Raw genomic sequence first — 19,875 nt, 5'->3', positions numbered from 1 at the left:
CCATGACTCTTCCAAGCTCGATTTCGTTCTGGCGGGCCGAAACCGGCCGTGCTGGAGATGGCGCTGCCGCTTCAGGCCGGGCCGGGCGTGGCCTGGCCGCCGCCGTCCTGGCCGTGTCGTTGGCCGGCTGCGCGGTGGGCCCGGACTTCCGGCCGCCCGATCCGCAGACGCCCGCGCAATATGGCGAGGCCGCGCGGCAGGCGGGCGATCCGTCGCGGGCCGCTGCCGATCCGGGGGGCGCAAAGCAGGCAGAGCCTGCATCCCGCGTCACCATGCAATCCGAGCCCGACCCGCGCTGGTGGCGCGGCTTCGGCGATCCGGTGCTCGACAGCCTGATCGAGCGGGCGGTGGCCGGCAACCTGACGCTGCGCATGGCGGTGCTGCGCATCGCGCAGGGCCGTGCCCAGGCGCAGGCCACCGCCGCCGCCGGCCTGCCCAGCATCAGCGCCACGGCCAGCTACAACCGGCAACTGCTGGGCCTGAAGGGCATCCTGCAATCGCAGCACGCGGGCGACAGGATCAGGGACGTGGCGGGCGAGGACAACGCCGACCAGGTCGACGGCGCGCTGGATTCGCTGAACCGGCCCACGGGCCTGTTCCAGGTGGGCTTCGACGCCTCGTGGGAGCTGGACCTGTTCGGGCGTGTGCGCCGCGCCGCCGAGGCCAGCGAGGCGCAGACCCAGCAGGCCGTGGAAAGCCGCAACGATGCGCTGGTCAGCCTGCAGGCCGAAGTGGCGCAGATCTATGCCCAGTTGCGCGGCGCGCAGGCGCAGCGCCAGGTGCTGGACGCCCAGCTGGACAGCGCGCGCCAGACGCTTGAACTGACGCGCAGCCGCCAGCAGTCCGGACTGGCCAGCGAAGTCGACGTGGCCAACCAGGGGGCGCAGGTGGCGCAGCTGGAGTCGCAACTGCCCGCCACCGAGGTGCAGGCGCAGCAGGCGCGCAATGGGCTGGCGGTGCTGCTGGGGCTGCCGCCCGGCGCGCTCGACCAGGAACTGGCCGCGCCGGCCGCGGTGCCCGCCGTGCCGCCCATGGTGCCGGTGGGCCTGCCGGCCTCGCTGGCGCGGCGCCGTCCGGACGTGCGCCAGGCCGAGGCCACGCTGCACGCGGCCACCGCGCAGATCGGCGCCTCCATCGCCGAGATGTTCCCGGACATCTCGCTGTCGGGCCAGTTCGGCAGCCGCGCGACGGACGCCGACTACCTGGGCCGCTGGGCCAGCCGTTTCTGGTCCGTCGGGCCCAGCGTGTCATTGCCGCTGTTCCAGGGCGGGCGGCTGGTAGCCAATGTGCGGTTGGCGCGCGCGCAGCAGGCCGAGGCCGCGCTGAACTACCGCCAGACCGTGCTGAACGCGCTGCGTGACGTGGAGAACGCGCTGGTGGCCTACCGCAGCGACCAGTCGCAGCGCGAGGCGCTGCAGCGCGCCGTCAACGAAGCCGAACGCGCGCAAGGCCTGGCGCTGGACGCCTATCGCGGCGGACTGGGCAGCTTCCTGGACGTGCTGTCGGCGCAGACGCGTGCGCAGCAGGCGCGGCAGGCGTGGGTGCGGTCCAACCTGCAGGTCACCACCGACCTGGTGGCGGTGTACAAGGCGCTGGGCGGCGGCTGGCAGGACGACGCGTCGGCGCAGGCCGCGCCGCCGCCCGTAGGCACCGTGGGCAACGCGGGGCAGGGGACGCCGCAACGGGAGACTCCGCCATGACACCGCCGGACCACGCGGGCGGCGCGGGCCGCAAGCAGGGCCAGGTCATTGCCGCGGCCCGCGAGCTGTTCCTGGCCAACGGCTTCGAAGGGACCACCATGAACATGATCGCCGCCCAGGCGGACGTGTCCAAGGCCACGCTGTACGCCTACTATCCGGCCAAGGAACAGGTGTTCCTGGCCGTGATCCTGGACGAGAAGCAGCGGCTGCATGAGGCGGTGGCCAGCATCGGCCGCGACGGAGCCAAGTCGACCCGCGAGAAACTGCTGCAGATCGGCAGCACCGCCGTGTGCGGCTACACCGCGCCGGAGCACATCGCGTTCTTTCGCGCCGTGATCGCCGCCACCTTGCGCTTTCCCGAGATCGGCCGCGCGATCGAGACCGACATGCGCGCGCCGCTGCGCGAGATGGTGGCGGGCATCGTGGCCGACGGGGTGCGCGTGGGCGAGCTGTCCTGCCCCGACCCGCAGGCGGCCGCCCGCATGCTGCTGGCCATGATGCGCGGCGACATGGTGATGACCATGCTGTTCGACCACGAGGCGGCCCAGGCGCTGCGCGCCGACATGGCGCGGCACGTGCAGGACTGCGTGGATACGTTCATGCGGGCGTGGCGGCCATGATGCCGCCGCGCCGTGCGGCATGTGTCGCGGCGGCGCGGCCACGGGCCCGCGCAGGCTAGCGCGGCGCGGCGCCGTCGCGGATGTCCCGCGCCGCCAGCGCGTGCACGTCGGCGCTCTCGTCGTCCATCAGGCGCACCGCCTGCGCCTCGATGGCGGCTTCGAACAGGCTGCGCATCTCGCGGGCGTTGCCGAAGTGGTCCCCGCCCTTGGCGGCCAGCAGGCGGGCGGCGGCCTCGGTCACCGCCGCGGCCGCCGCGTCGTCCAGTGCATAGTGCATGGATGCCGCCATGCCGCGGAAGATGTCCGCCAGTTCCTCGGCGCGGTAGTCGGCGAAGTGCACATAGCGCGTGAAGCGCGAGGACAGGCCGGGGTTGGCCTCGATGAAGCGCTGCATGGGCGCGTGGTAGCCCGCCACGATCACCGCCAGGCGGCTGCGGTTGTCTTCCATCTCCTTGAGCAGCGTGTCGATGGCCTCGCGGCCGAAATCGTTTGGACCGCCTTCGGCCAGCGCATACGCCTCGTCGATGAACAGCACGCCGCCGTAGGCCTGCTCGACCTTCTCGCGCGTCTTCATGGCGGTCTGGCCGACGTGGCCCGCCACCAGGTCGGCGCGCGCCACCTCCACCACGTGGCCTTTTTCCAGCAGGCCCATTCCTGCATACAGTTCGCCCACCAGGCGCGCCACGGTGGTCTTGCCCGTGCCCGGATTGCCCGTGAAGACCAGGTGCAGCGAGACCGGGGCGGCCTGCACGCCTTGCGCGCGGCGCCGCTCCTGCACTTTGACCAGCGCCGCCAGCTTGCGGATCTCGTCCTTCACTTCGCGCAGGCCGGTCATGGCGTCCAGGCGCCGCAACTGCGCACCCAGGTCCACCGCGTCGCGGCGGCCCTGCGGCGCCAGGTCCTCCTCGGTCAGTTCGAAGGGGTCGGCGCCCTGGGCCGTGGCCAGGCGCTGCGCCTGGCGCTCCAGCGTACGGTCCAGATAGGTGCGCACATCGCGCGCATTGCCGAAGTTCGCGCCCTTGACGCGCACCATCTGTTCGAAGGCCAGGGCGGCGCGTTGCGCCGCGGCGTCGCCCAGGCGCAGTTGCCTGGAGCGGCACAGCCGCGTGAACACCTCGGTAAGGTCGGCCGCGCTGTAGTCGGGGAAATCGATGTAGCGCGTGAAGCGCGATCGCAGGCCGGGGTTGGCGTCGAAGAAGATTTCCATCTCGCGCGTGTAGCCGGCCACGATCACGGCCAGCTGGCCGCGCTGGTCTTCCATGGCCTTCATCAGCGTGTTGATGGCCTCGATGCCGAAGTCCTTGCCAGAGTCGGGGTTGTACAGTGTGTAGGCTTCGTCGATGAACAGCACGCCGCCCAGTGCGGCGTCGATGGCCGCGCGCGTCTTGGGCGCGGTCTGTCCGATGTACTCGGCCACCAGCGTGGAGCGGTCGTGCTCGCAAAGCTGGCCGCCCTGCAGCAGCCCCAGCGACGCGAAGATCTTGCCCACCAGCCGCGCCACCGTGGTCTTGCCCGTGCCCGGATTTCCGGTGAACACCAGATTGAGCGTGACGGCGTTGGCCTGCCCGCCGTTGGCGGTGCGCAGCCGTTCGGCCGCCACCAGGTCGATCAGCTTGCGCACCTCGGCCTTCACGCTGGCCAGGCCGACCAGGGCGTCCAGTTCGGCCAGCGCGGCCGCGAGCCGGTAGTCCCGCACGACGTCGGGGTTGCCGTCGACCAGCACGGTGGCCTGGAGGTCGGCGTCGTAGGGGCCTTGCGCATGGCCTTCGATGCGGCAGCCTCGCGCAGTGATGCGGGCCTGGTCCCGCGCCGACAGGCCGTATGACGGACCGCCCTGCAGAAGGCTGTCGGTGATCTCCAGGGTGGCTTGGCCGCGCACGTTCACGGCCGTTCCCTCCGCGACGCGCAGCACGCGCAAGGCGCGGGCCTGGACCTGCGAGCGCTCCAGCACGCGCAGGCCATTGGACTGCGAGTCGCTGATCTCGCAGTCTTCCAGCGTGGCCGTGGCGTCCTGGCGGGCGACCACCGAATGGTTGGGCACATGGCGAAAGACGCAGCCCTGCAGGCGGGCTTGCGTGCCGCGGGCGATATGGACGCCGTCGATGTCGCCGGTGCCCGCAGGCTTGGCGCCGCCCTCGAACACGCAACGATTCAGCGTTGCCTTGGCGCCGGCGAGATACGCGCCGGGCACGCCCAACGACACGTGGCAGTCCTCCATGACGAGTTCGGTGCTCGACTCGGCCACGACGGCGCCGGTCCAGCCCGACGACACGCTGTAGTCCCACGAGCGCTTCGGGCCGTCGGTGGGGGCTTCGAAATGGCAATCCTGCAGGCGTACCCGTGCGGTCATGCGCTCGCGGAAGGGCACCAGCACGCCGCACAGTGCACGCACCTGGCAATTGCGCATCTCCAGCTGGCCACCGCCGTAGTTCTGCACCGCGATCCTGCCGCCGGCCAGCCGGGAGTCCTGCACGAGCAGGCTGCTCTGGTCGCCTCCGAAGCCCAGGTTTCCGGCATCGCGCAGCGTGATGTCCTTCATCACGGCTTCGCCATGCACGACGACCGTCGCGGGATTGTCGGTGTCGGTGAGGTCGCTGTTCATCAGCATCAGCTTGGCGCCCACATGCACAGTCAGCTTGCGCCTGAGTTCGCAGTCGCCGATGGTCAGGGAGGCGCCCGGCGCGACCATGATCTGTCCGGACAAGGCCAGGCCGCGCAGCGTCACTGTGGCACCCGGCCCGATCGTCATGGGATTGTCCAGCGGCAGCCGATGTCCGATGCCGGGGCGCGGCGTCAGCGTGACGCTGCGGGCGAGGGTCAGCCGTTCGGCCCCGGGCGTCTTGTGCGCGGCGTCGATCTGCAGCTCGTCGCCGTTGCCGGCCTTCGCCAGTGCATCCAGGATGTTGTCGGGACTGAACAGCCCGAAGGCGATTTTGCGAATGGCCAAGCAATCCTCTCCGGTGGCGGCGGGGCCCGTGGGTCCGGCACGGTCTTCTGATTTGCGCGTGATTGTAGATCGGATCGCCCGTGCGCAATCGTGGAAGAACGCGGGATACGGCGGAGGATGCGGCCGGCCAGGCCGCCCGCGGCTATGGCATCTGCAGCCCGATGGTCTTGCCCAGCGCCTCGTAGAACCGCACCTGCTCGCCCACGAACGTGCCGGTCTCTTCCGCCTGCATCACGCGCGGGATCGAGCCCATGTTCTCGACCGCCGCGCGCCATGGCGCCGTCCGCCGCAGCGTGCCCAGGGCCTGGGCCCACGAGGCGCGCACAGGCTCGGGCAGTCCTTTCGGGCCATACAGCGCGCTCCAGCCATTGACGGCCTCCAGCCGCGGCACGCCCAGTTCGCGCGCCGTGGGCGTGTCGGGCAGGTCCTTCAGGCGCTCGGGCGAGGTCGCCACCAGCGCGCGCAGCGTGCCGCCCTTGACCGGCCCGACCAGCGAGATCACGTTGTTGCAGGTGAAGTCGACCTCGCCGGCCAGCACGGCGGTGGTCGCATCCCCGCCGCCCTTGTACGGAATCTCGACCGCCGCGTTGCGCGGCAGTCCTTCCGAGGAAAGCAGGGTCTGCACCGCCAGGTTCAGCGCGGTGGCCGGGCCCGAGGTGCTGTAGTTCAGCTTGCCGGGCCGGGCCTTGATCGCGGCCGTCAGCTCCTTCAGCGTGCGGTACGGCGAACTGGCGTTCACCACGCAGGCCATGGGATTCAGTTCCAGCAGGCCCAGGATGGTGAAGTCGTCCCAGCGATAGCTCAGGCTGGACTGCAGCGCGGGCAGGATGGCCTGCGAACCCACGCGCGCCAGCAGCAGCGTGTAGCCGTCGGCGGGCGCCTCGCGCACGAACTGCGAGCCGACGGCGCCATTGGCGCCGCCCTTGTTCATGACCACCAGCGGCGCCTTGTACACGCCGCGCAGGTGCGCCGACAGGTTGCGCGCGGCCATGTCGGCATCGCCGCCGGCCGAGAAGGGGACCACCACGGTGATGGGGCGGGAAGGGTAGGCGTCGGCCAGCGCGGCGGCCGGGCAGGACAGCGGCAGGGCCAGCGTCAGCGCACGCAGCGCCGTCCGCAGCCGTGCCGTCGAGGCGGGGCTGTGCATGGGTCTCTCCGGGCGCGGCCTAGTTGGCCTTCAGGTTGCGGCGGCTGACCACGGCTTGCCACATCACCGATTCGGCGCTGATGGTCTGGGCCAGCTGTTGCGGCGAACTGGGCGTGGCGCTGCTGCCTTGCGCTTCCAGGGCCTTGCGCGTGTCGGCATTGGCCAGCGCCTCGCCCACGCCGCGCTGGATCGTGGCCAGCACGTCCTTGGGCGTGCTGGCCGGCGCCATCAGCGCGAACCAGCCTTGCGATTGCAGCTTGGGCAGGCCGGCCTCGGCGGCCGTGGGCACGTCGGGCAGCATGGCCGAGCGCGCGGCGCCCGTCACCGCGACGCCGCGCACGCGGCCGCTGGACACCAGCGGCGCCAGCGCGGCGATGTTGCCCACCACGAAGTCGATGTGGCCGGCCATCAGGTCGGCGTAGGCCGCGCTTTCGCCCTTGTACGGCACGTGGATGGCGTTCAGGCCCGCCACGTCGGCCAGTTGTTCGGCCGCCATGTGGGTCTGCGTGCCTACGCCGGCCGATCCGAAATTGACCTTGCCGGGCCGCTGCTTCACGTAGGCCACCAGGCCCTGCAGGTCATGCACCGGCAGCTTGGGATTGACCGCGACCACCATCGGGCCGGTGGCCACGTTGCTGATCAGCGCGAAGTCCTTCAGGCTGTACGGCAGGCTGGAATAGATGAACGGATTCACGGTGAACATCGAGCCCGAGGCCAGCAGCAGGGTATAGCCGTCGGGCTCGGCGCGCGCCACGCTCTCCGCGCCCACCAGGCCGCCCGCGCCGGGCTTGTTCTCGACCACCACGCTCTGTTTCCAGATCGCGCCCAGGCGCTGGCTGACGGCGCGCGCGATGCTGTCGGTGGCGCCGCCGGCGGTGAAGGGCACGATCACGCGCACCGGCTTGTCGGGCCAGCCCGCGGCCACGGCGGGACCTGCGGCCAGGCAGGCGCCGGACAGGGCGATGGCTACGGCCAGGCCGCGCAGCAGCAGCGCGCGCCGGGGCAGGGCGCGAACGGCGCGGGAATCGGGATGGGGTCGGGTACAGCCTGGTGTGCGGTGCATGCTTGTCTCCGTTGGTGTTCTGAAGGCGCGCCGCGTCTATGTGCGGCTGCGTGTGCTGCGCGAAAGCGGGAAAGCGGAAAGCGTGAATGCGTGGCGGGCTGGAGTCGCCGTGCCGCGCGGGGTGCGCGGCGCCCGCCTGGCCCCTGTGGGCCGGGCCGCCGCGCATGGGGTGCGGCGTGCGTGAAAAAGTATTGGTGATTGAACCCGCTTTGCAAAGCGAGTATTTTTCGGCGTGAGCGAAAGCAAAACTTTACGAACGGCGCCCGCACAGGAGACGAATTCCGCCATCGCCTTGCGGCGCCGGCGCAATCCATGACACGGGTCCAAGGCCATCCCAAAGAGGAGCCGCGCCATGTCGTCCATCCGTACCCTCAAGACCTTTCTTGCCGTGGCGCGCCACGGCTCGTTCGCCGCGGCCGGCAAGCACATCGGCCTGACGCCTGCCGCCGTGGGCCTGCAGATCCGCGCGCTGGAAACCGAGCTGCGCTGCCAGTTGTTCGACCGCAGCGCGCGTGCCGCCGTGCTCAATCCCTCGGCGCGCCGGCTGCTGCCGCAGATCCAGGAACTGGTGCGCGACTACGAGGACCTGGCCGGCGCGGGCCAGTCCGACGGCCTGTCGGGCTCGGTGGTGATGGGCGCGCTGGTATCGGCCCTGATGGGCGCGTTCTCGGATGCGCTGTGGAGCATCAAGCGCGACAATCCGCGGCTGGACGTGCGGCTGTACGCCGGCATGTCCAGCGATTTCGCGCAGCGCGTCGAGGCGGGCGAGCTGGATGCCGCGGTGGTCACGCAGCCGCCGCGCGCGCTGCCCAGCATGATGGTGTGGACCCCACTGTACAGCGAGCCGCTGGTGCTGATCGTGCCGCGCCAGCCGCATTTCGCCTTGCCCGCCGATCCGGTGGCGGCGCTGCACAGCGCGCCGTTCCTGCGCTTCGACCACGGCACCTGGACGGGGTATCTGGTGGACGAGGCGGTGCGGCAATGCGGCGCCGCCATCCAGGTCGGCATGGAGCTGAACTCGGTCGAGGCCATCGTCGAACTGGTGCGCCAGGGCCTGGGCATCTCGGTCGTGCCGCGGCTGGCAAACGTGGCCTGGCACCGCGACCGCGCGCTGCGCGTGATTCCGCTGCCGGGCGTGGACGTGCATCGCCACGTCGGCCTGCTGGAGCGGCGGCAGCACGCGCGCTACCGCTTCACCGATGCGGTGAAGGCCTATTTCTCGGCCCGGGCGGCCATGCCGCCGTCCGCAATATCATCATGAAAATTGAATCAAATAAAACTTGATTCAACATAAAGGAATAAATAAACTGCGGACATCGCAGTCCATTTCCATGCGCGCCGCAGTCCGGCTGCAGCGCGTGCCGTCGTCGGAGCCTCATACGCATGTCAGGAGCACACCTGGTCACCCGCGCGCTGTCGCGCGCCGGGGTCAAGACCGTCTTCAGCCTGTCCGGCAACCAGATCATGCCGATCTACGACGCCTGTATCGATGCGGGCATCCGCATCGTGCACGTGCGCCACGAAGCCGCGGCGGTGCACATGGCCGATGCCTGGGCGCAGCTCACCGGCGAGATCGGCGTGGCCCTGCTGACGGCCGCGCCCGGCATCACCAACGGCCTGTCGCCGCTGTATTCGGCGCGCATGGCCGAGAGCCCCGTGCTGGTGCTGTCGGGCGATTCGCCCCTGTCGGCCGACGGCATGGGCGCCTTCCAGGAACTGGCGCAGACCGAGATCACCCGTCCGCTGGTCAAGCGTGCACTGCGGCCCACGCAGGCCGCTGCGCTGGATCGCGACGTGACGGAAGCCATCGAGCTGGCACTGTCGGGCCGGCCCGGGCCGGTGCACGTGGCGCTGCCGTTCGACCTGCTGCAGCAAGCCGTCGATGACGGCGACGTGCTGTGCCCCGAGGCACCCCGGCGCCAGCGCACCGACCTGCCGGCGCCGCAGGCGCAGACCATCGCGCAGCGCCTGGCGCGCGCGCGGCGGCCGCTGGTGCTGGTCGGTCCCATGCTGAACGCCAGCCGCGCCGCGGCCGCGTTGAAGACGGCGCGCGAGGCCCTGCACGTGCCCGTCGTTCCGATGGAAAGCCCGCGCGGGTTGCGCGATCCCTCGCTGGGCACGTTCGCCGGCTGCCTGGCCGATGCCGACCTGGTGGTGCTGTTGGGCAAGCCGCTGGACTTCACGGTGGCGCACGGCAAGGCGCCGTCATTCCACCCCCAAGCGGCCATCGTCGTGGTCGACCCCGACGCGGCGCTGCTGGAGCGCGCGCGCAAGGGCCTGGGCGCGCGCCTGCATGAGCACGCGCAGGCCGACGCCGACGCGGCATTGCAGGCGCTGTGCCAGGCGCAGGCCGAACCGCCGTCGCGCGGCGACTGGCTGGCGCGCGTGGACGCCGCGATGGCGGCGCGCCAGTTGGCGGCCGGCACGGGCGGGGCGCCCGACGCGGACAGGCCCTTGCCGCAGGCCATCTGCGGCGCCGTGCAGGACGCGCTGGACCAGGCCGACGAGCCCATCCTGATCTGCGACGGCGGCGAGTTCGGCCAATGGGCGCAGGCCTTCTGCCAGGCGCCTGTGCGCGTCATCAACGGCGTGTCGGGCGCCATCGGCGGCGCGCTGTGCTATGCCGTCGCGGCCAGCCTGGCGCGGCCCAACGCCACCATCTTCACGCTGATGGGCGACGGCACCGTGGGCTTTCACCTGTCGGAATTCGAGACCGCGGCGCGCGAAGGCGCGCGCTTCGTGGCGGTGGTGGGCAACGACGCCCGCTGGAACGCCGAACACGTCATCCAGATGCGCGAGTACGGCGCAGACCGGCTGTATGGCTGCCAACTGAGCGAGCAGGCCCGCTACGACCAGGCCGCGCAGGCGCTGGGCGCGCATGGCGGCCATGCGGACAGCCTGGACGGCCTGCGCCAGGCGCTGGCCGCGGCCGTGGCCAGCGGCAAGCCCGCCTGCATCGACGTGCGGATGGACGGCCAGCCCGCGCCGTCGTTCGCCACCCGCGGCGTGGCCGCCAAGGGTCCGCACTAGCGTAGTACCAGGCATGACGCGCGCGGCGCGGCCGCGCGTTTCCTCACCAGCACATCGAGGGTAGAGATGGAGACAACCACAGTGCCGGCATCGGCCGGCAGGGGCGAACTCGCCCGGAAAATGCTGAAAGTGCGCATCTGGCGCGGTGCGGAGCAGGGCGAGTTCGTGACCTACGACGTGCCGTGGCGCGAGAACCAGACCGTGCTGGACGTGGTGACCGAGATCCAGCGGCGCATCGAGCCCAGCCTGTCGTACCGCTTTTCCTGCCGGGTGGGCGTGTGCGGCTCCTGTGCGATGACGGTCAACGGCAAGCCGCGCTGGACCTGCCGCAGCCACGTCAGCCGCGTGCACGAGGACGGCGTGATCCAGATCGAGCCCTTGCGCAACATGCCGCGCATCAAGGACCTGGTCGTGGACATGACCGAGTTCTTCGACAAATGGCTGAAGGCCGGCGGCCGCTTCATCGGCACGGCCACGCGCGCCGATCCGCCCGCCGCCATCGATCCCAAAAGCCGCAAGCGCAGGCAGGCCGACGCGGCCATCGAATGCATCAATTGCGGCGTGTGCTACGCGGCCTGCGACGTGGTGCAGTGGGACCGCGATTACCTGGGGCCCGCCGCGCTGAACCGCGCCTGGAGCCTGGTCAACGACGAGCGCCACGCCGACATCCGCGGCCTGATCAAGCAGGCCACCGGGCAGGGCGGCTGCAACTCCTGCCACACGCAGGGCAGCTGCATGACGCACTGCCCGGTGGGCCTGAGCCCGACGGGCAGCATCGCGGGACTGAAGAAGCGCGCGCTGCTGGAATTCTTCCGGGGGGATTGAGCCATGGAGAACCTGTTGTTCGTCGCCCAGCGCCTGTCGGCCATGGTGATGGGGCCGTTCGTGCTGGTGCACCTGGGCCTGATCCTGTATGCCGTGCGCGGCGGACTGTCCGCTGACGAGATCCTGCAGCGCACCCAGGGCAATCCGTACTGGCTGGGGTTCTACACGCTGTTCGTGGTGGCGGCCGCCGTGCACGCGCCCATCGGCGTGCGCAACATCCTGGTCGAATGGACCGGCCTGGGCCGCAAGGCGGCGGGCATGCTTTGCACGGTGTTCGGCGTGGCACTGCTGGCACTGGGCCTGCGCGCCGTGGTCGCCGTGGGCGGGTGGCTGTCATGAGGGCCGCGCGCAACCACAAGGGGTATTGGGCTTTCATCGGGCATCGCGTGTCGGGCCTGCTGCTGGCGGTGTTCCTGCCGCTGCACTTCCTGGCTCTGGGGCTGGCACTGGAGGGCGCGGCACGCCTGGACGGCTTCCTGGCCTTCGCCGACCTGCCGCTGGTGAAGGTGGCGGAATGGGGCCTGGTGCTGCTGCTGTCCATGCACATGGCGTTCGGCGCGCGGCTGCTGGTACTGGAATTCCTGCCCTGGCGCCACCCGCGGGACGCGCGGCTGGGCTGGGTGGGCTGGGGAACGGGGCTGGCGATGGTGGTCGGCGCGGCCTTTCTGATGGGAGTGTTCTGAGCATGCATATCGAACGCACGAAGACCGACATCCTGGTGCTGGGGGCGGGGGGCGCAGGCCTGTTCGCGGCGCTGCACGCGCGCCAGGCCGATCCCACGCTGGACGTGACCGTCGCCGTGAAAGGCCTGATGGGCAAGAGCGGCTGTACCCGCATGGTGCAGGGCGGCTACAACGTGGCGCTGGCCAAGGGCGATTCCATCGAGCGCCATTTCATGGACACGATCTCGGGCGGCAAGTGGCTGCCCCGCCAGGACCTGGCCTGGCGGCTGGTGGTGGGCGCGGTGGAGCGGGTGCGCGAGCTGGAGAACGAGATCGGCTGCTTCTTCGACCGCAATCCCGACGGCACGCTGCACCAGAAGGCCTTCGCGGGCCAGACCTTCGACCGCACGGTGCACAAGTCGGACCTGACGGGCATCGAGATCATCAACCGGCTGATGGAGCAGGTGCTGGGCGCCGGCGTGCGCCGCATGGAAGAGCACCGCGCCATCGAGCTGGTGCCGGCCGCGGACGGCTCGGGCGTCGCGGGCGTGCTGTTCATCGACATGCGCGACGGCGGCTACCGCTTCGTGCAGGCGCGCGCGGTGCTGCTGGCCACGGGCGCCGGACCCACCATGTACCTGTACCACACGCCGTCCGGCGAGAAGACCTGCGACGGCCTGGCCATGGCGCTGCGCTACGGCCTGAAGCTGCGCGACATGGAGATGGTGCAGTTCCATCCCACCGGCCTGCTGGGCGGACCGGACACGCGCATGACGGGCACGGTGCTGGAAGAAGGCCTGCGCGGCGCGGGCGGCTACCTGATCAACGGGGCGGGCGAACGGTTCATGCAGGGCTACGACGCGCGCGGCGAGCGGGCCACGCGCGACGTGGTCAGCCGCGGCATCTACGCCGAGATGCGCGCCGGCCGCACCAGTCCCATGGGAGGGGTCTACATCCAGATGAGCCACCTGGGCAAGGACAAGGTCGCCAAGACCTTTCCGGGCATGGTGCAGCGCTGCGCCGACTGCGGCTTCGACCTGGCCGGCGGCCGCGTCGAGGTGGTGCCCACTGCGCACTACCTGATGGGCGGCGTGGAGTTCAATGTCGACTGCACCACCGCGTCGCCGGGCCTGTACGCGGCTGGCGAAGACTGCGGCGGCGTGCACGGCGCCAACCGGCTGGGCGGCAACGGCGTGGCCAACTCCACGGTGTTCGGCGGCATCGCGGGCGATTCCATGGCGGCCTTCGTACGCGGCGGCGCGCCGTGGCGCGATCCCGACGAGCGCGTCATCGACGCCGGCATCGCGCGCGCCGAGTATCCGTTCTCGCGCCCGGCCGGCCCCACGCTGCATCTGCGCGACGCCCTGTCGCGCACCATGTGGGACCAGGTCGGCGTGCTGCGCACCGGCGACGGCATCGCGCGCGGCATGGCCGAACTGGACGAGCACGCGCGCGCGCTGGCCGACGCGGGCGTGCGGGACGGCCAGCGCCGCTTCAATCTCAGCTGGCACGACTGGCTGAACCTGGACAGCCTGACCACGATCTCGCGCGTCATCGCCACGGCGGCGCAGGCGCGCGAGGACAGCCGCGGAGCCCACTTCCGCGAGGACTTTCCCGAGACCGGCGACCTGGCGGGCAGCCGCTACACGCAGGTCGCGCAGCGCGAGGACGGCTCGCTGGCGCTGGCGCTGGTGCCCGTGTCGTTCGACATCGTCAGCCCCGGGCAGTCGCTGCTGGACGACGAGGCGGATACGCAGCAGGTGCCCAGCCCGGCGGCGGCCGTGGCCTGAGCTCCCACGGGGCCTCGCGCCCCGCAACGATCACAAGGAGACCATGATGAGCATCAGCATCGACAGGGTCGAAGCCGCGGCGTACGAGATCATGTCGCGCGCGGCCATCGACATCCCCGAGGACTACGAGAACGGCATCAGGCAGATGCGCCAGGCCGAGACCGGCAAGCTGGCCCGGTTCGTCCTGCATGCCATGGAAGAGAACTGGGAGGCAGCGGGCAAGGACCGCCGCCCGATGTGCGCCGACACCGGCCTGCCGCGCTACTACGTGAAGGTGGGCAACGAAGCGAGCGTGGAAAGCGGTTTCGTGGGCGTGGAGCGCGCGCTGCGCTGGGCCACCGCGCGCGCCACCGTGGACGTGCCGCTGCGGCCCAACCGCGTGCACCCTTTGTGGCGCACCGAGCACAACAACAACGTCGGCATCAACGCGCCCGAGATCGAATGGACCTTCGAGCCGGACGCCGACTGGATCGACATTACCACCGTGCACAAGGGCGGCCTGTTCGGCACCGACTACCGCATGCTGTTCCCGGGCGACGGCATCGACGGCATCAAGCGCTTCGTGCTGGACGGCCTGATCGCCTTCGGCAAGCGCGGCCTGGCGTGCCAGCCGGCCATCCTGGGCGTGGGCATCGGCGGCTCGAAGGACACGTGCATGCAGCTGGGCAAGCAGGCCGCTTGCCTGCGCACGGTGGGCGACCGCAATCCCGATGCGCGCATCGCCGAGCTGGAACTGGAACTGAAGAAGCTGGGCAACTCCATCGGCATGGGCGCCATGGGCTTCGTGGGCTCGTCCATGGTGGTGGACTGCCACATCGAGGTGGGCTACACGCACACCGGCGGAATGCCGGTCAGCATGCACACCTTCTGCCTGTCGTCGCGCCGCGCGACGGCCCGCATCCATGCGGACGGACGCATCGAATACCGCACCGATCCGCAATGGTTCACCCCTTACCTGCGCAGGGAGACAGTCGAATGGCCGACCGCAACGACAGCGACGATCTGAAGGTGTTCCGGCTGGACCTGCCGGCCTCGGACGAGGACATCGCCCGCCTGGAAGTCGGGTCGGTGGTGTACATGAGCGGCACGGTCTACACGGCGCGCGAGGGCGTCTACCAGAAGGTGCTGGGCGACGGCGTGCCGCTGCCCGCCGACCTGCGCGCCATCAGCAACGTCAACTTCCATTGCTCGCCGGCCGCCGCGCCGGACGGCAAGGGGGGCTACAACGTGGGCGCCGTCACCGCCACGGCCAGTTTCCGCTTCTCGAAATGGATGGACCGCTGGCTGGAACTGACCGGCACGCGCATCGTCATCGGCAAGGGCGGCATGCCGCACGAGGACTACGCGAAGGTGATGGTGCCGCACGGCGCGGTCTACCTGACCACGGTGGGCTACGGCACCGGCGCGCTGCTGGGACGCGGCATCCGGCGAGTGCGCGAGGTGCACTGGCTGGACGAGCTGGGCATCGCGCAGGCCATGTGGATGTTCGAGGTGCAGGATTTCGGACCTTTCATCGTCGAGAGCGACGTGGCCGGCAATTCGCTGTTCCAGCAGCACGGGGAGAAGGTCAACGCGGGCATCGACGCGCTGTACGCCGGGCTGAAGGCGCCCGCGCTGCACCGCTACGGCGAGACGGATGACCGGAAGAAGGAAGTGATGTAGCACCAGGCGCGAGGGCCGCATCCGGCTGGGCGCGCGCTGCATCGCGGCTCGCTCGTCTGGACGGCTCGGCATTCATGACAGAGGAGACCGCATGGAGATCATCGATTTCAGGCTGCGTCCGCCGGTGGGCGGCTTCCTGGACACCCTGATGTACAACGCCGGCGAGCGCCGCGACGGCTTCACGCGCACGGTGGGCTTCGAGCCCTCCGCCGCCGCGCAGCAGCAGTCGATGGACCTGCTGCTGGCCGAGATGGACCGGGCGCGGGTGGCGCACGGCGTAGTGGTGGGCAGGCTCGCGGGCGCGCTGGGCAGCGTGTCCAACGAGGACGTGCTGGGCATCATGCGCGAGCATGGTCCGCGCTTCATCGGCGCGGCATCCATCGATCCGACCTCGCGCCGCGGCGCCTGCGACACCGTGGACTGGGCGATGGCGCAGGGCTTCAGGCTGGTCAACATCGAGCCCGGCGCCTATCCCGTGCCGATGTACGCGGACGATCGCCGGCTGTATCCCATCTATGCGCACTGCGAGGACCGCCAGGTGCCGGTGATCATGATGGTGGGCGGCACGGCCGGGCCGGACCTGAGCTACTCCGATCCCATCCGCACCGACCGCGTGCTGGCCGACTTCCCGTCGCTGAAGGTCGTGGTGGCGCATGGCGGCTGGCCGTGGGTCAACGAGATCCTGCACATCGCGTTCCGCCGGCCCAACCTGTATCTGTCGCCCGACATGTACTTCTCGCGCATGCCGGGCTGGGAAGAGTACGTGAAGGCGGCCGACGGCTTCCTGGCCGACCGCATGCTGTACGCCAGCTCGTTCCCGTTCTGCCCCGTGCAGGGCTACCGCGAGTGGTTCGAGACGCTGCCGCTGCGTCCCGAGAGCCGCGAGAAGGTGATGGGCGGCAACGCACGCAGGCTGCTGGGGCTCTGAGGGCCGCGGTGGCGGCGGACCGCCGGACGGGCCGGGGCAGCGAGCACGGCATGGTCCGTCGATGCGCGCGCCTGCGTGCCGACCGCCACGGCATGGTCGTCTACAATCGTCCGCGCACGCGCCGGCGGCCGCGCGGGCGGCCCCGATGCGCTTTTCAAGGCCGCCGAACCAGGAGCCCCATGGACGTCAAGACCCTGTACACCCTCGTGGCCATCGCGGACCGCGGCAGCTTCGCCGAGGCAGGCAAGGCCATCGGGCTGTCGCTGTCGGCGGTCAGCATGCAGATGCGCGCGCTGGAAGACGAGCTGGGCATCGTGCTGTTCGACCGAACCCGGCGTCCGCCGGTGCTGACGGCCAGCGGCGTGAACCTGATCGACCGCGCGCGCGACCTGATCGCGCACTGGGAAAGCCTGAGCGACAGCCTGAAGCGCGATGCCGCCAGCGGCGTGCTGAAGCTGGGCGCGGTGCACACCTCGGTATCGGGCGTGCTGCCGGTGGCATTGCGCCACCTGCAGAAGCAGGGGCAGGGCATCGAGATCCGCCTGACCACCGGCCTGACCCACGAGCTGGAGATGGCCGTGTTCCATGGCCAGCTGGACGCGGCCGTGGTAACCGAGCCCGAGATCAGCCGCGGCGACCTGGAGTTCCATGCCTTCTTCGAAGAGCCCATGGTGGTGATCGCCCACAAGGATGCCACGGGCGATACCGACCAGGAACTGCTGCGCAACAACCCCTACGTGCGCTTCAACCGCATGGCCCGCGTGGGCCGCATGGTCAGCGCCGAGATGGAGCGGCGCGGCCTGCCAGTGGCCTCGTCGATGGAGATCGACTCGGTGGAAGGCGTGATCGCCATGGTGGCCAATGGACTGGGCGTGTCGGTGGTGCCCAACCGCGGCGTGGCCAACGCGTTCCCGGCCACCATCCGCACCGTGCCATTCGGCGACCCGCCCATCATGCGCACGCTGGGCCTGCTGATGCCGCGCGACAACCCGCGCGCGCATTTTTCGCAGATGCTGCTGGAGGCGCTGCGCACGGTGTCGACGGCCAAGGCGCGGAAATAGTTCGACGCCCAAGAGGCTGGCGCCTCGGTATCGCCGGAAAACGGCTGAATAGAGGTCGGATCAAATTTGGACTAAAATCAGTCTTGTTGCGTCCAAAGGGTTGCCGCCATGAAATACTCGACCCAGGTCAAGCCCATCAGCTATCTCAAGAGCCATGCGGCGGAGATCGTGAAGGATCTGTCCGAGAGCCGTGAACCGATGCTCATCACCCAGAACGGCGAAGCCAAGCTGGTCGTGATGGATGTCCGCAGTTACGAGGAACAAGAGCAGGCCCTCGCGCTGCTTCAGCTGCTGGCCAATAACCGCCGAGAAATCGAAGAAGGACGGCTGGTACCCGCCGCTGATGTTTTTGCCCGCATCGAGGCACTGGATGCGGAAGACAACGAATGAGCCACAAGGTCGTTTTTCTGCAGTCCGCCGTCGACGACCTGCACGATATTAGACGCTGCGTCAGAAAGCATTTCTCCCAGGCGGTCTGGCTGGATTCCTACGCCAGGATCAAGAAAGCCATCTTGAATCTCGAACAGTTTCCCCTGGCGGGCCATGCTCCGTCCGAGTTGCCCGCTGCCCATTTCCTCGAAATCATTGCCGTCAAGAATCGCGTCATCTACGAAGTCGCGGGGGAGACGGTCTACATTCATCTCATCTGCGACACACGGCAGGATTTCAAGACGAAACTTGCCCGGCGTCCGATCCGCACGCTCAGGCCGTAATCCAGCGCAAAAGCACGGAAGGAACTGGCCCATGAGGCAGGATCGGTATTGCTCCTCATGGGCCGTCCAGGCGCGGCGCCGCATCGGCCGCACGGGGGCGGCAACGTGCGCGAGGCCTACTTCGCCGTCGGCATCGCGAATTCCGCGCCCTTGCCGATGCTTTCCGGCCAGCGCTGCATCACCGACTTCTGGCGCGTGTAGAAGCGCACGCCTTCCTCGCCATAGGCGTGCATGTCGCCGAACAGGCTCTTCTTCCAGCCGCCGAAGCCGTGCCAGGCCATGGGCACGGGGATGGGCACGTTGATGCCCACCATGCCCACCTTGATCTGCCGCGCGAACTCGCGCGCCACGTTGCCGTCGCGCGTGTAGCAGGCCACGCCGTTGCCGAAGGCGTGGGCGTTGATCAGGCGCACGGCCTCGGCGAAGTCGGGCACGCGCACGCAGCACAGCACCGGGCCGAAGATCTCTTCGCGGTAGACGACCATGTCGGGCGTGACGCGGTCGAACAGCGTGCCGCCGGTGAAGAAGCCTTCCTCGTGGCCCTGGACCTTCAGGCCGCGGCCGTCCACCACCAGCTCGGCGCCTTCCTTCACCCCCTGGGCGATGTAGCCCTCGATGCGCTCCAACGCCTGGCGGGTCACGATGGGGCCCATTTCGGCGTCGGCTTCCATGCCGTTCTTGATGACCAGCGAGCGGGCGCGGTCGGCCAGCCTGGGCAGGATGCGGTCTGCCGACTCGCCCACCAGCACCGCCACCGAGATGGCCATGCAGCGCTCGCCCGCGCTGCCGTAGGCCGCGCCGATCAGGCCGTCGACGGCCTGGTCCAGGTCGGCATCGGGCATCACCACCATGTGGTTCTTGGCGCCGCCCAGCGCCTGCACGCGCTTGCCGTTGCCGGCGCCGGTCTGGTAGATGTACTGCGCGATGGGCGTGGAGCCCACGAAGCTCAGCGCCTCCACGTCGGGATGGTGCAGCAGCGCGTCCACGGCTTCCTTGTCGCCGTTGACCACGTTGAATACGCCGTCGGGCAGGCCGGCCTCGGTCAGCAGGCGGGCCATGAACAGGCCGGCCGAGGGATCGCGCTCGCTGGGCTTCAGGATGAAAGTGTTGCCGCAGGCCAGCGCCACCGGGAACATCCAGCACGGCACCATGCAGGGGAAATTGAAGGGCGTGATGCCCGCCACCACGCCCAGCGGCTGGCGCATCGTCCAGTTGTCGATGCCGGTGGAGACCTGGTCGGTGTAGTCGCCCTTGAGCAGTTGCGGAATGCCGCAGGCGAACTCGATGACGTCGATGCCGCGCATGACTTCGCCCTGCGCGTCGCTGAACACCTTGCCATGCTCGGCGGTGATGATGGCGGCCAGTTCGTCGCTGCGCTCGTTCATCAGGGCCAGGAAGCGGTTCAGCACGCGCGCGCGCCGGATGGGCGGCGTATTCGACCAGCCGGGCAGGGCGGCGCTGGCGGCGGCCACCGCGCTTTGCACGTCGGCCGTGCTGGCCAGCGCCACCTGGCGGGCCACCTTGCCCAGCGCGGGGTTGAAGACGTCGGCCGTGCGGCCGCCCTGGCCGGCGACGTCGCGGCCGTTGATGTAGTGACCCAGCGTGCCCTGGTGCGCGTATGCCTGCGGCATGGTGTGCTCCTTCGATGTTCCGTGAGTGGAAAGCGGCGGCATGGACTTCCGCGCCAGCCCGCTTGACCGATTCATTGTCGTTCAATATAATGAACG

The 19,875-nt window shown here is 69.8% G+C and carries 18 protein-coding genes; 14 read left to right on the top strand and 4 right to left on the bottom strand.

From position 1 onward, the window contains the following. Window positions 1-2: 2 nt before the first annotated feature. Both FS845_RS22075 and FS845_RS22070 read left to right on the top strand, forming a co-directional pair. Complete coding sequence (locus tag FS845_RS22075; RefSeq protein ID WP_144639391.1) at window positions 3-1,700, top strand: efflux transporter outer membrane subunit; 1,698 nt, start codon at window positions 3-5, stop codon at window positions 1,698-1,700. Then, complete coding sequence (locus tag FS845_RS22070) at window positions 1,697-2,320, top strand: TetR/AcrR family transcriptional regulator (protein ID WP_144639389.1); 624 nt, start codon at window positions 1,697-1,699, stop codon at window positions 2,318-2,320. The genes FS845_RS22075 and FS845_RS22070 overlap by 4 nt, the downstream gene beginning before the upstream one ends. Before the next feature lie 55 nt (window positions 2,321-2,375). Here the strand turns inward: FS845_RS22070 and FS845_RS22065 are convergent, their stop codons facing one another. The 3 genes from FS845_RS22065 to FS845_RS22055 form a co-directional block, all read right to left on the bottom strand. Continuing rightward, window positions 2,376-5,267 (bottom strand): AAA family ATPase, encoded by a 2,892-nt coding sequence (locus tag FS845_RS22065; protein WP_144639387.1) that lies wholly within the window; start codon window positions 5,265-5,267, stop codon window positions 2,376-2,378. Window positions 5,268-5,409: 142 nt separating this feature from the next. Then, the gene (locus FS845_RS22060; protein WP_144639385.1) at window positions 5,410-6,414 is read right to left on the bottom strand and encodes a Bug family tripartite tricarboxylate transporter substrate binding protein; all 1,005 of its coding nucleotides are present in this window, start codon (window positions 6,412-6,414) and stop codon (window positions 5,410-5,412) included. A 19-nt stretch (window positions 6,415-6,433) separates the two neighbouring features. Next, window positions 6,434-7,477, bottom strand: coding sequence for a Bug family tripartite tricarboxylate transporter substrate binding protein (locus FS845_RS22055; RefSeq protein WP_144639383.1), 1,044 nt, complete (start codon window positions 7,475-7,477; stop codon window positions 6,434-6,436). A 352-nt stretch (window positions 7,478-7,829) separates the two neighbouring features. On the opposite strand from FS845_RS22055, the gene FS845_RS22050 reads away from it, so the two are divergent. From FS845_RS22050 to FS845_RS21995, 12 genes are all read left to right on the top strand, one after another. Then, window positions 7,830-8,738, top strand: a complete 909-nt coding sequence (locus tag FS845_RS22050) for a LysR family transcriptional regulator (RefSeq protein ID WP_144639381.1) — start codon at window positions 7,830-7,832, stop codon at window positions 8,736-8,738. A gap of 122 nt (window positions 8,739-8,860) precedes the next feature. Then, window positions 8,861-10,507 (top strand): thiamine pyrophosphate-binding protein, encoded by a 1,647-nt coding sequence (locus tag FS845_RS22045; RefSeq protein ID WP_144639379.1) that lies wholly within the window; start codon window positions 8,861-8,863, stop codon window positions 10,505-10,507. 120 nt (window positions 10,508-10,627) lie between these two features. Then, complete coding sequence (locus FS845_RS22040) at window positions 10,628-11,332, top strand: succinate dehydrogenase/fumarate reductase iron-sulfur subunit (RefSeq protein WP_260986397.1); 705 nt, start codon at window positions 10,628-10,630, stop codon at window positions 11,330-11,332. 3 nt (window positions 11,333-11,335) lie between these two features. Further along, on the top strand, window positions 11,336-11,671 hold the full coding sequence (locus FS845_RS22035; RefSeq protein WP_144639375.1) for a succinate dehydrogenase: 336 nt from the start codon (window positions 11,336-11,338) through the stop codon (window positions 11,669-11,671). Then, on the top strand, window positions 11,668-12,015 hold the full coding sequence (locus tag FS845_RS22030; protein WP_144639373.1) for a succinate dehydrogenase: 348 nt from the start codon (window positions 11,668-11,670) through the stop codon (window positions 12,013-12,015). Before FS845_RS22035 ends, FS845_RS22030 begins: the two co-directional genes overlap by 4 nt. A gap of 2 nt (window positions 12,016-12,017) precedes the next feature. Next, window positions 12,018-13,784 carry an L-aspartate oxidase gene (locus FS845_RS22025; protein WP_144639371.1) on the top strand — a complete coding sequence of 589 codons (1,767 nt, stop codon included), beginning with the start codon at window positions 12,018-12,020 and terminating at the stop codon, window positions 13,782-13,784. 46 nt (window positions 13,785-13,830) lie between these two features. Further along, window positions 13,831-14,790, top strand: coding sequence for a fumarate hydratase (locus tag FS845_RS22020; protein WP_144639369.1), 960 nt, complete (start codon window positions 13,831-13,833; stop codon window positions 14,788-14,790). Continuing rightward, window positions 14,760-15,446, top strand: a complete 687-nt coding sequence (locus tag FS845_RS22015) for a fumarate hydratase C-terminal domain-containing protein (protein ID WP_144639367.1) — start codon at window positions 14,760-14,762, stop codon at window positions 15,444-15,446. The genes FS845_RS22020 and FS845_RS22015 overlap by 31 nt, the downstream gene beginning before the upstream one ends. Window positions 15,447-15,537: 91 nt before the next feature. After that, on the top strand, window positions 15,538-16,374 hold the full coding sequence (locus tag FS845_RS22010) for an amidohydrolase family protein (protein WP_144639365.1): 837 nt from the start codon (window positions 15,538-15,540) through the stop codon (window positions 16,372-16,374). Between the two features lie 179 nt (window positions 16,375-16,553). Beyond that, the gene (locus tag FS845_RS22005; RefSeq protein WP_144639363.1) at window positions 16,554-17,435 is read left to right on the top strand and encodes a LysR substrate-binding domain-containing protein; all 882 of its coding nucleotides are present in this window, start codon (window positions 16,554-16,556) and stop codon (window positions 17,433-17,435) included. Window positions 17,436-17,543: 108 nt separating this feature from the next. Next, complete coding sequence (locus FS845_RS22000) at window positions 17,544-17,825, top strand: type II toxin-antitoxin system Phd/YefM family antitoxin (RefSeq protein ID WP_144639361.1); 282 nt, start codon at window positions 17,544-17,546, stop codon at window positions 17,823-17,825. Then, entirely contained in the window at window positions 17,822-18,148 is a 327-nt protein-coding gene (locus FS845_RS21995) for a type II toxin-antitoxin system RelE/ParE family toxin (RefSeq protein WP_144639359.1), read from the top strand. The genes FS845_RS22000 and FS845_RS21995 overlap by 4 nt, the downstream gene beginning before the upstream one ends. A gap of 116 nt (window positions 18,149-18,264) precedes the next feature. Here the strand turns inward: FS845_RS21995 and FS845_RS21990 are convergent, their stop codons facing one another. Further along, window positions 18,265-19,779: a CoA-acylating methylmalonate-semialdehyde dehydrogenase gene (locus FS845_RS21990; RefSeq protein WP_144639357.1), complete on the bottom strand. Its 1,515-nt coding sequence runs from the start codon at window positions 19,777-19,779 to the stop codon at window positions 18,265-18,267. Window positions 19,780-19,875 lie beyond the last annotated feature (96 nt).

This window comes from Bordetella genomosp. 13, from assembly GCF_007679965.1.
Taxonomy (GTDB): domain Bacteria; phylum Pseudomonadota; class Gammaproteobacteria; order Burkholderiales; family Burkholderiaceae_B; genus Bordetella.
Note: the sequence above shows the minus strand (reverse complement) of the source record. Positions and strands in the feature narration are given on the sequence as shown.

Coding starts and splice junctions, on each gene's coding strand:
- FS845_RS22075 (WP_144639391.1), top strand. CDS start 3: ATGACTCTTCCAAGCTCGATTTCGTTCTGGCGGGCCGAAACCGGCCGT.
- FS845_RS22070 (WP_144639389.1), top strand. CDS start 1,697: ATGACACCGCCGGACCACGCGGGCGGCGCGGGCCGCAAGCAGGGCCAG.
- FS845_RS22060 (WP_144639385.1), bottom strand. CDS start 6,414: ATGCACAGCCCCGCCTCGACGGCACGGCTGCGGACGGCGCTGCGTGCG.
- FS845_RS22055 (WP_144639383.1), bottom strand. CDS start 7,477: ATGCACCGCACACCAGGCTGTACCCGACCCCATCCCGATTCCCGCGCC.
- FS845_RS22050 (WP_144639381.1), top strand. CDS start 7,830: ATGTCGTCCATCCGTACCCTCAAGACCTTTCTTGCCGTGGCGCGCCAC.
- FS845_RS22045 (WP_144639379.1), top strand. CDS start 8,861: ATGTCAGGAGCACACCTGGTCACCCGCGCGCTGTCGCGCGCCGGGGTC.
- FS845_RS22040 (WP_260986397.1), top strand. CDS start 10,628: ATGCTGAAAGTGCGCATCTGGCGCGGTGCGGAGCAGGGCGAGTTCGTG.
- FS845_RS22035 (WP_144639375.1), top strand. CDS start 11,336: ATGGAGAACCTGTTGTTCGTCGCCCAGCGCCTGTCGGCCATGGTGATG.
- FS845_RS22030 (WP_144639373.1), top strand. CDS start 11,668: ATGAGGGCCGCGCGCAACCACAAGGGGTATTGGGCTTTCATCGGGCAT.
- FS845_RS22025 (WP_144639371.1), top strand. CDS start 12,018: ATGCATATCGAACGCACGAAGACCGACATCCTGGTGCTGGGGGCGGGG.
- FS845_RS22020 (WP_144639369.1), top strand. CDS start 13,831: ATGAGCATCAGCATCGACAGGGTCGAAGCCGCGGCGTACGAGATCATG.
- FS845_RS22015 (WP_144639367.1), top strand. CDS start 14,760: ATGGCCGACCGCAACGACAGCGACGATCTGAAGGTGTTCCGGCTGGAC.
- FS845_RS22010 (WP_144639365.1), top strand. CDS start 15,538: ATGGAGATCATCGATTTCAGGCTGCGTCCGCCGGTGGGCGGCTTCCTG.
- FS845_RS22005 (WP_144639363.1), top strand. CDS start 16,554: ATGGACGTCAAGACCCTGTACACCCTCGTGGCCATCGCGGACCGCGGC.
- FS845_RS22000 (WP_144639361.1), top strand. CDS start 17,544: ATGAAATACTCGACCCAGGTCAAGCCCATCAGCTATCTCAAGAGCCAT.
- FS845_RS21995 (WP_144639359.1), top strand. CDS start 17,822: ATGAGCCACAAGGTCGTTTTTCTGCAGTCCGCCGTCGACGACCTGCAC.
- FS845_RS21990 (WP_144639357.1), bottom strand. CDS start 19,779: ATGCCGCAGGCATACGCGCACCAGGGCACGCTGGGTCACTACATCAAC.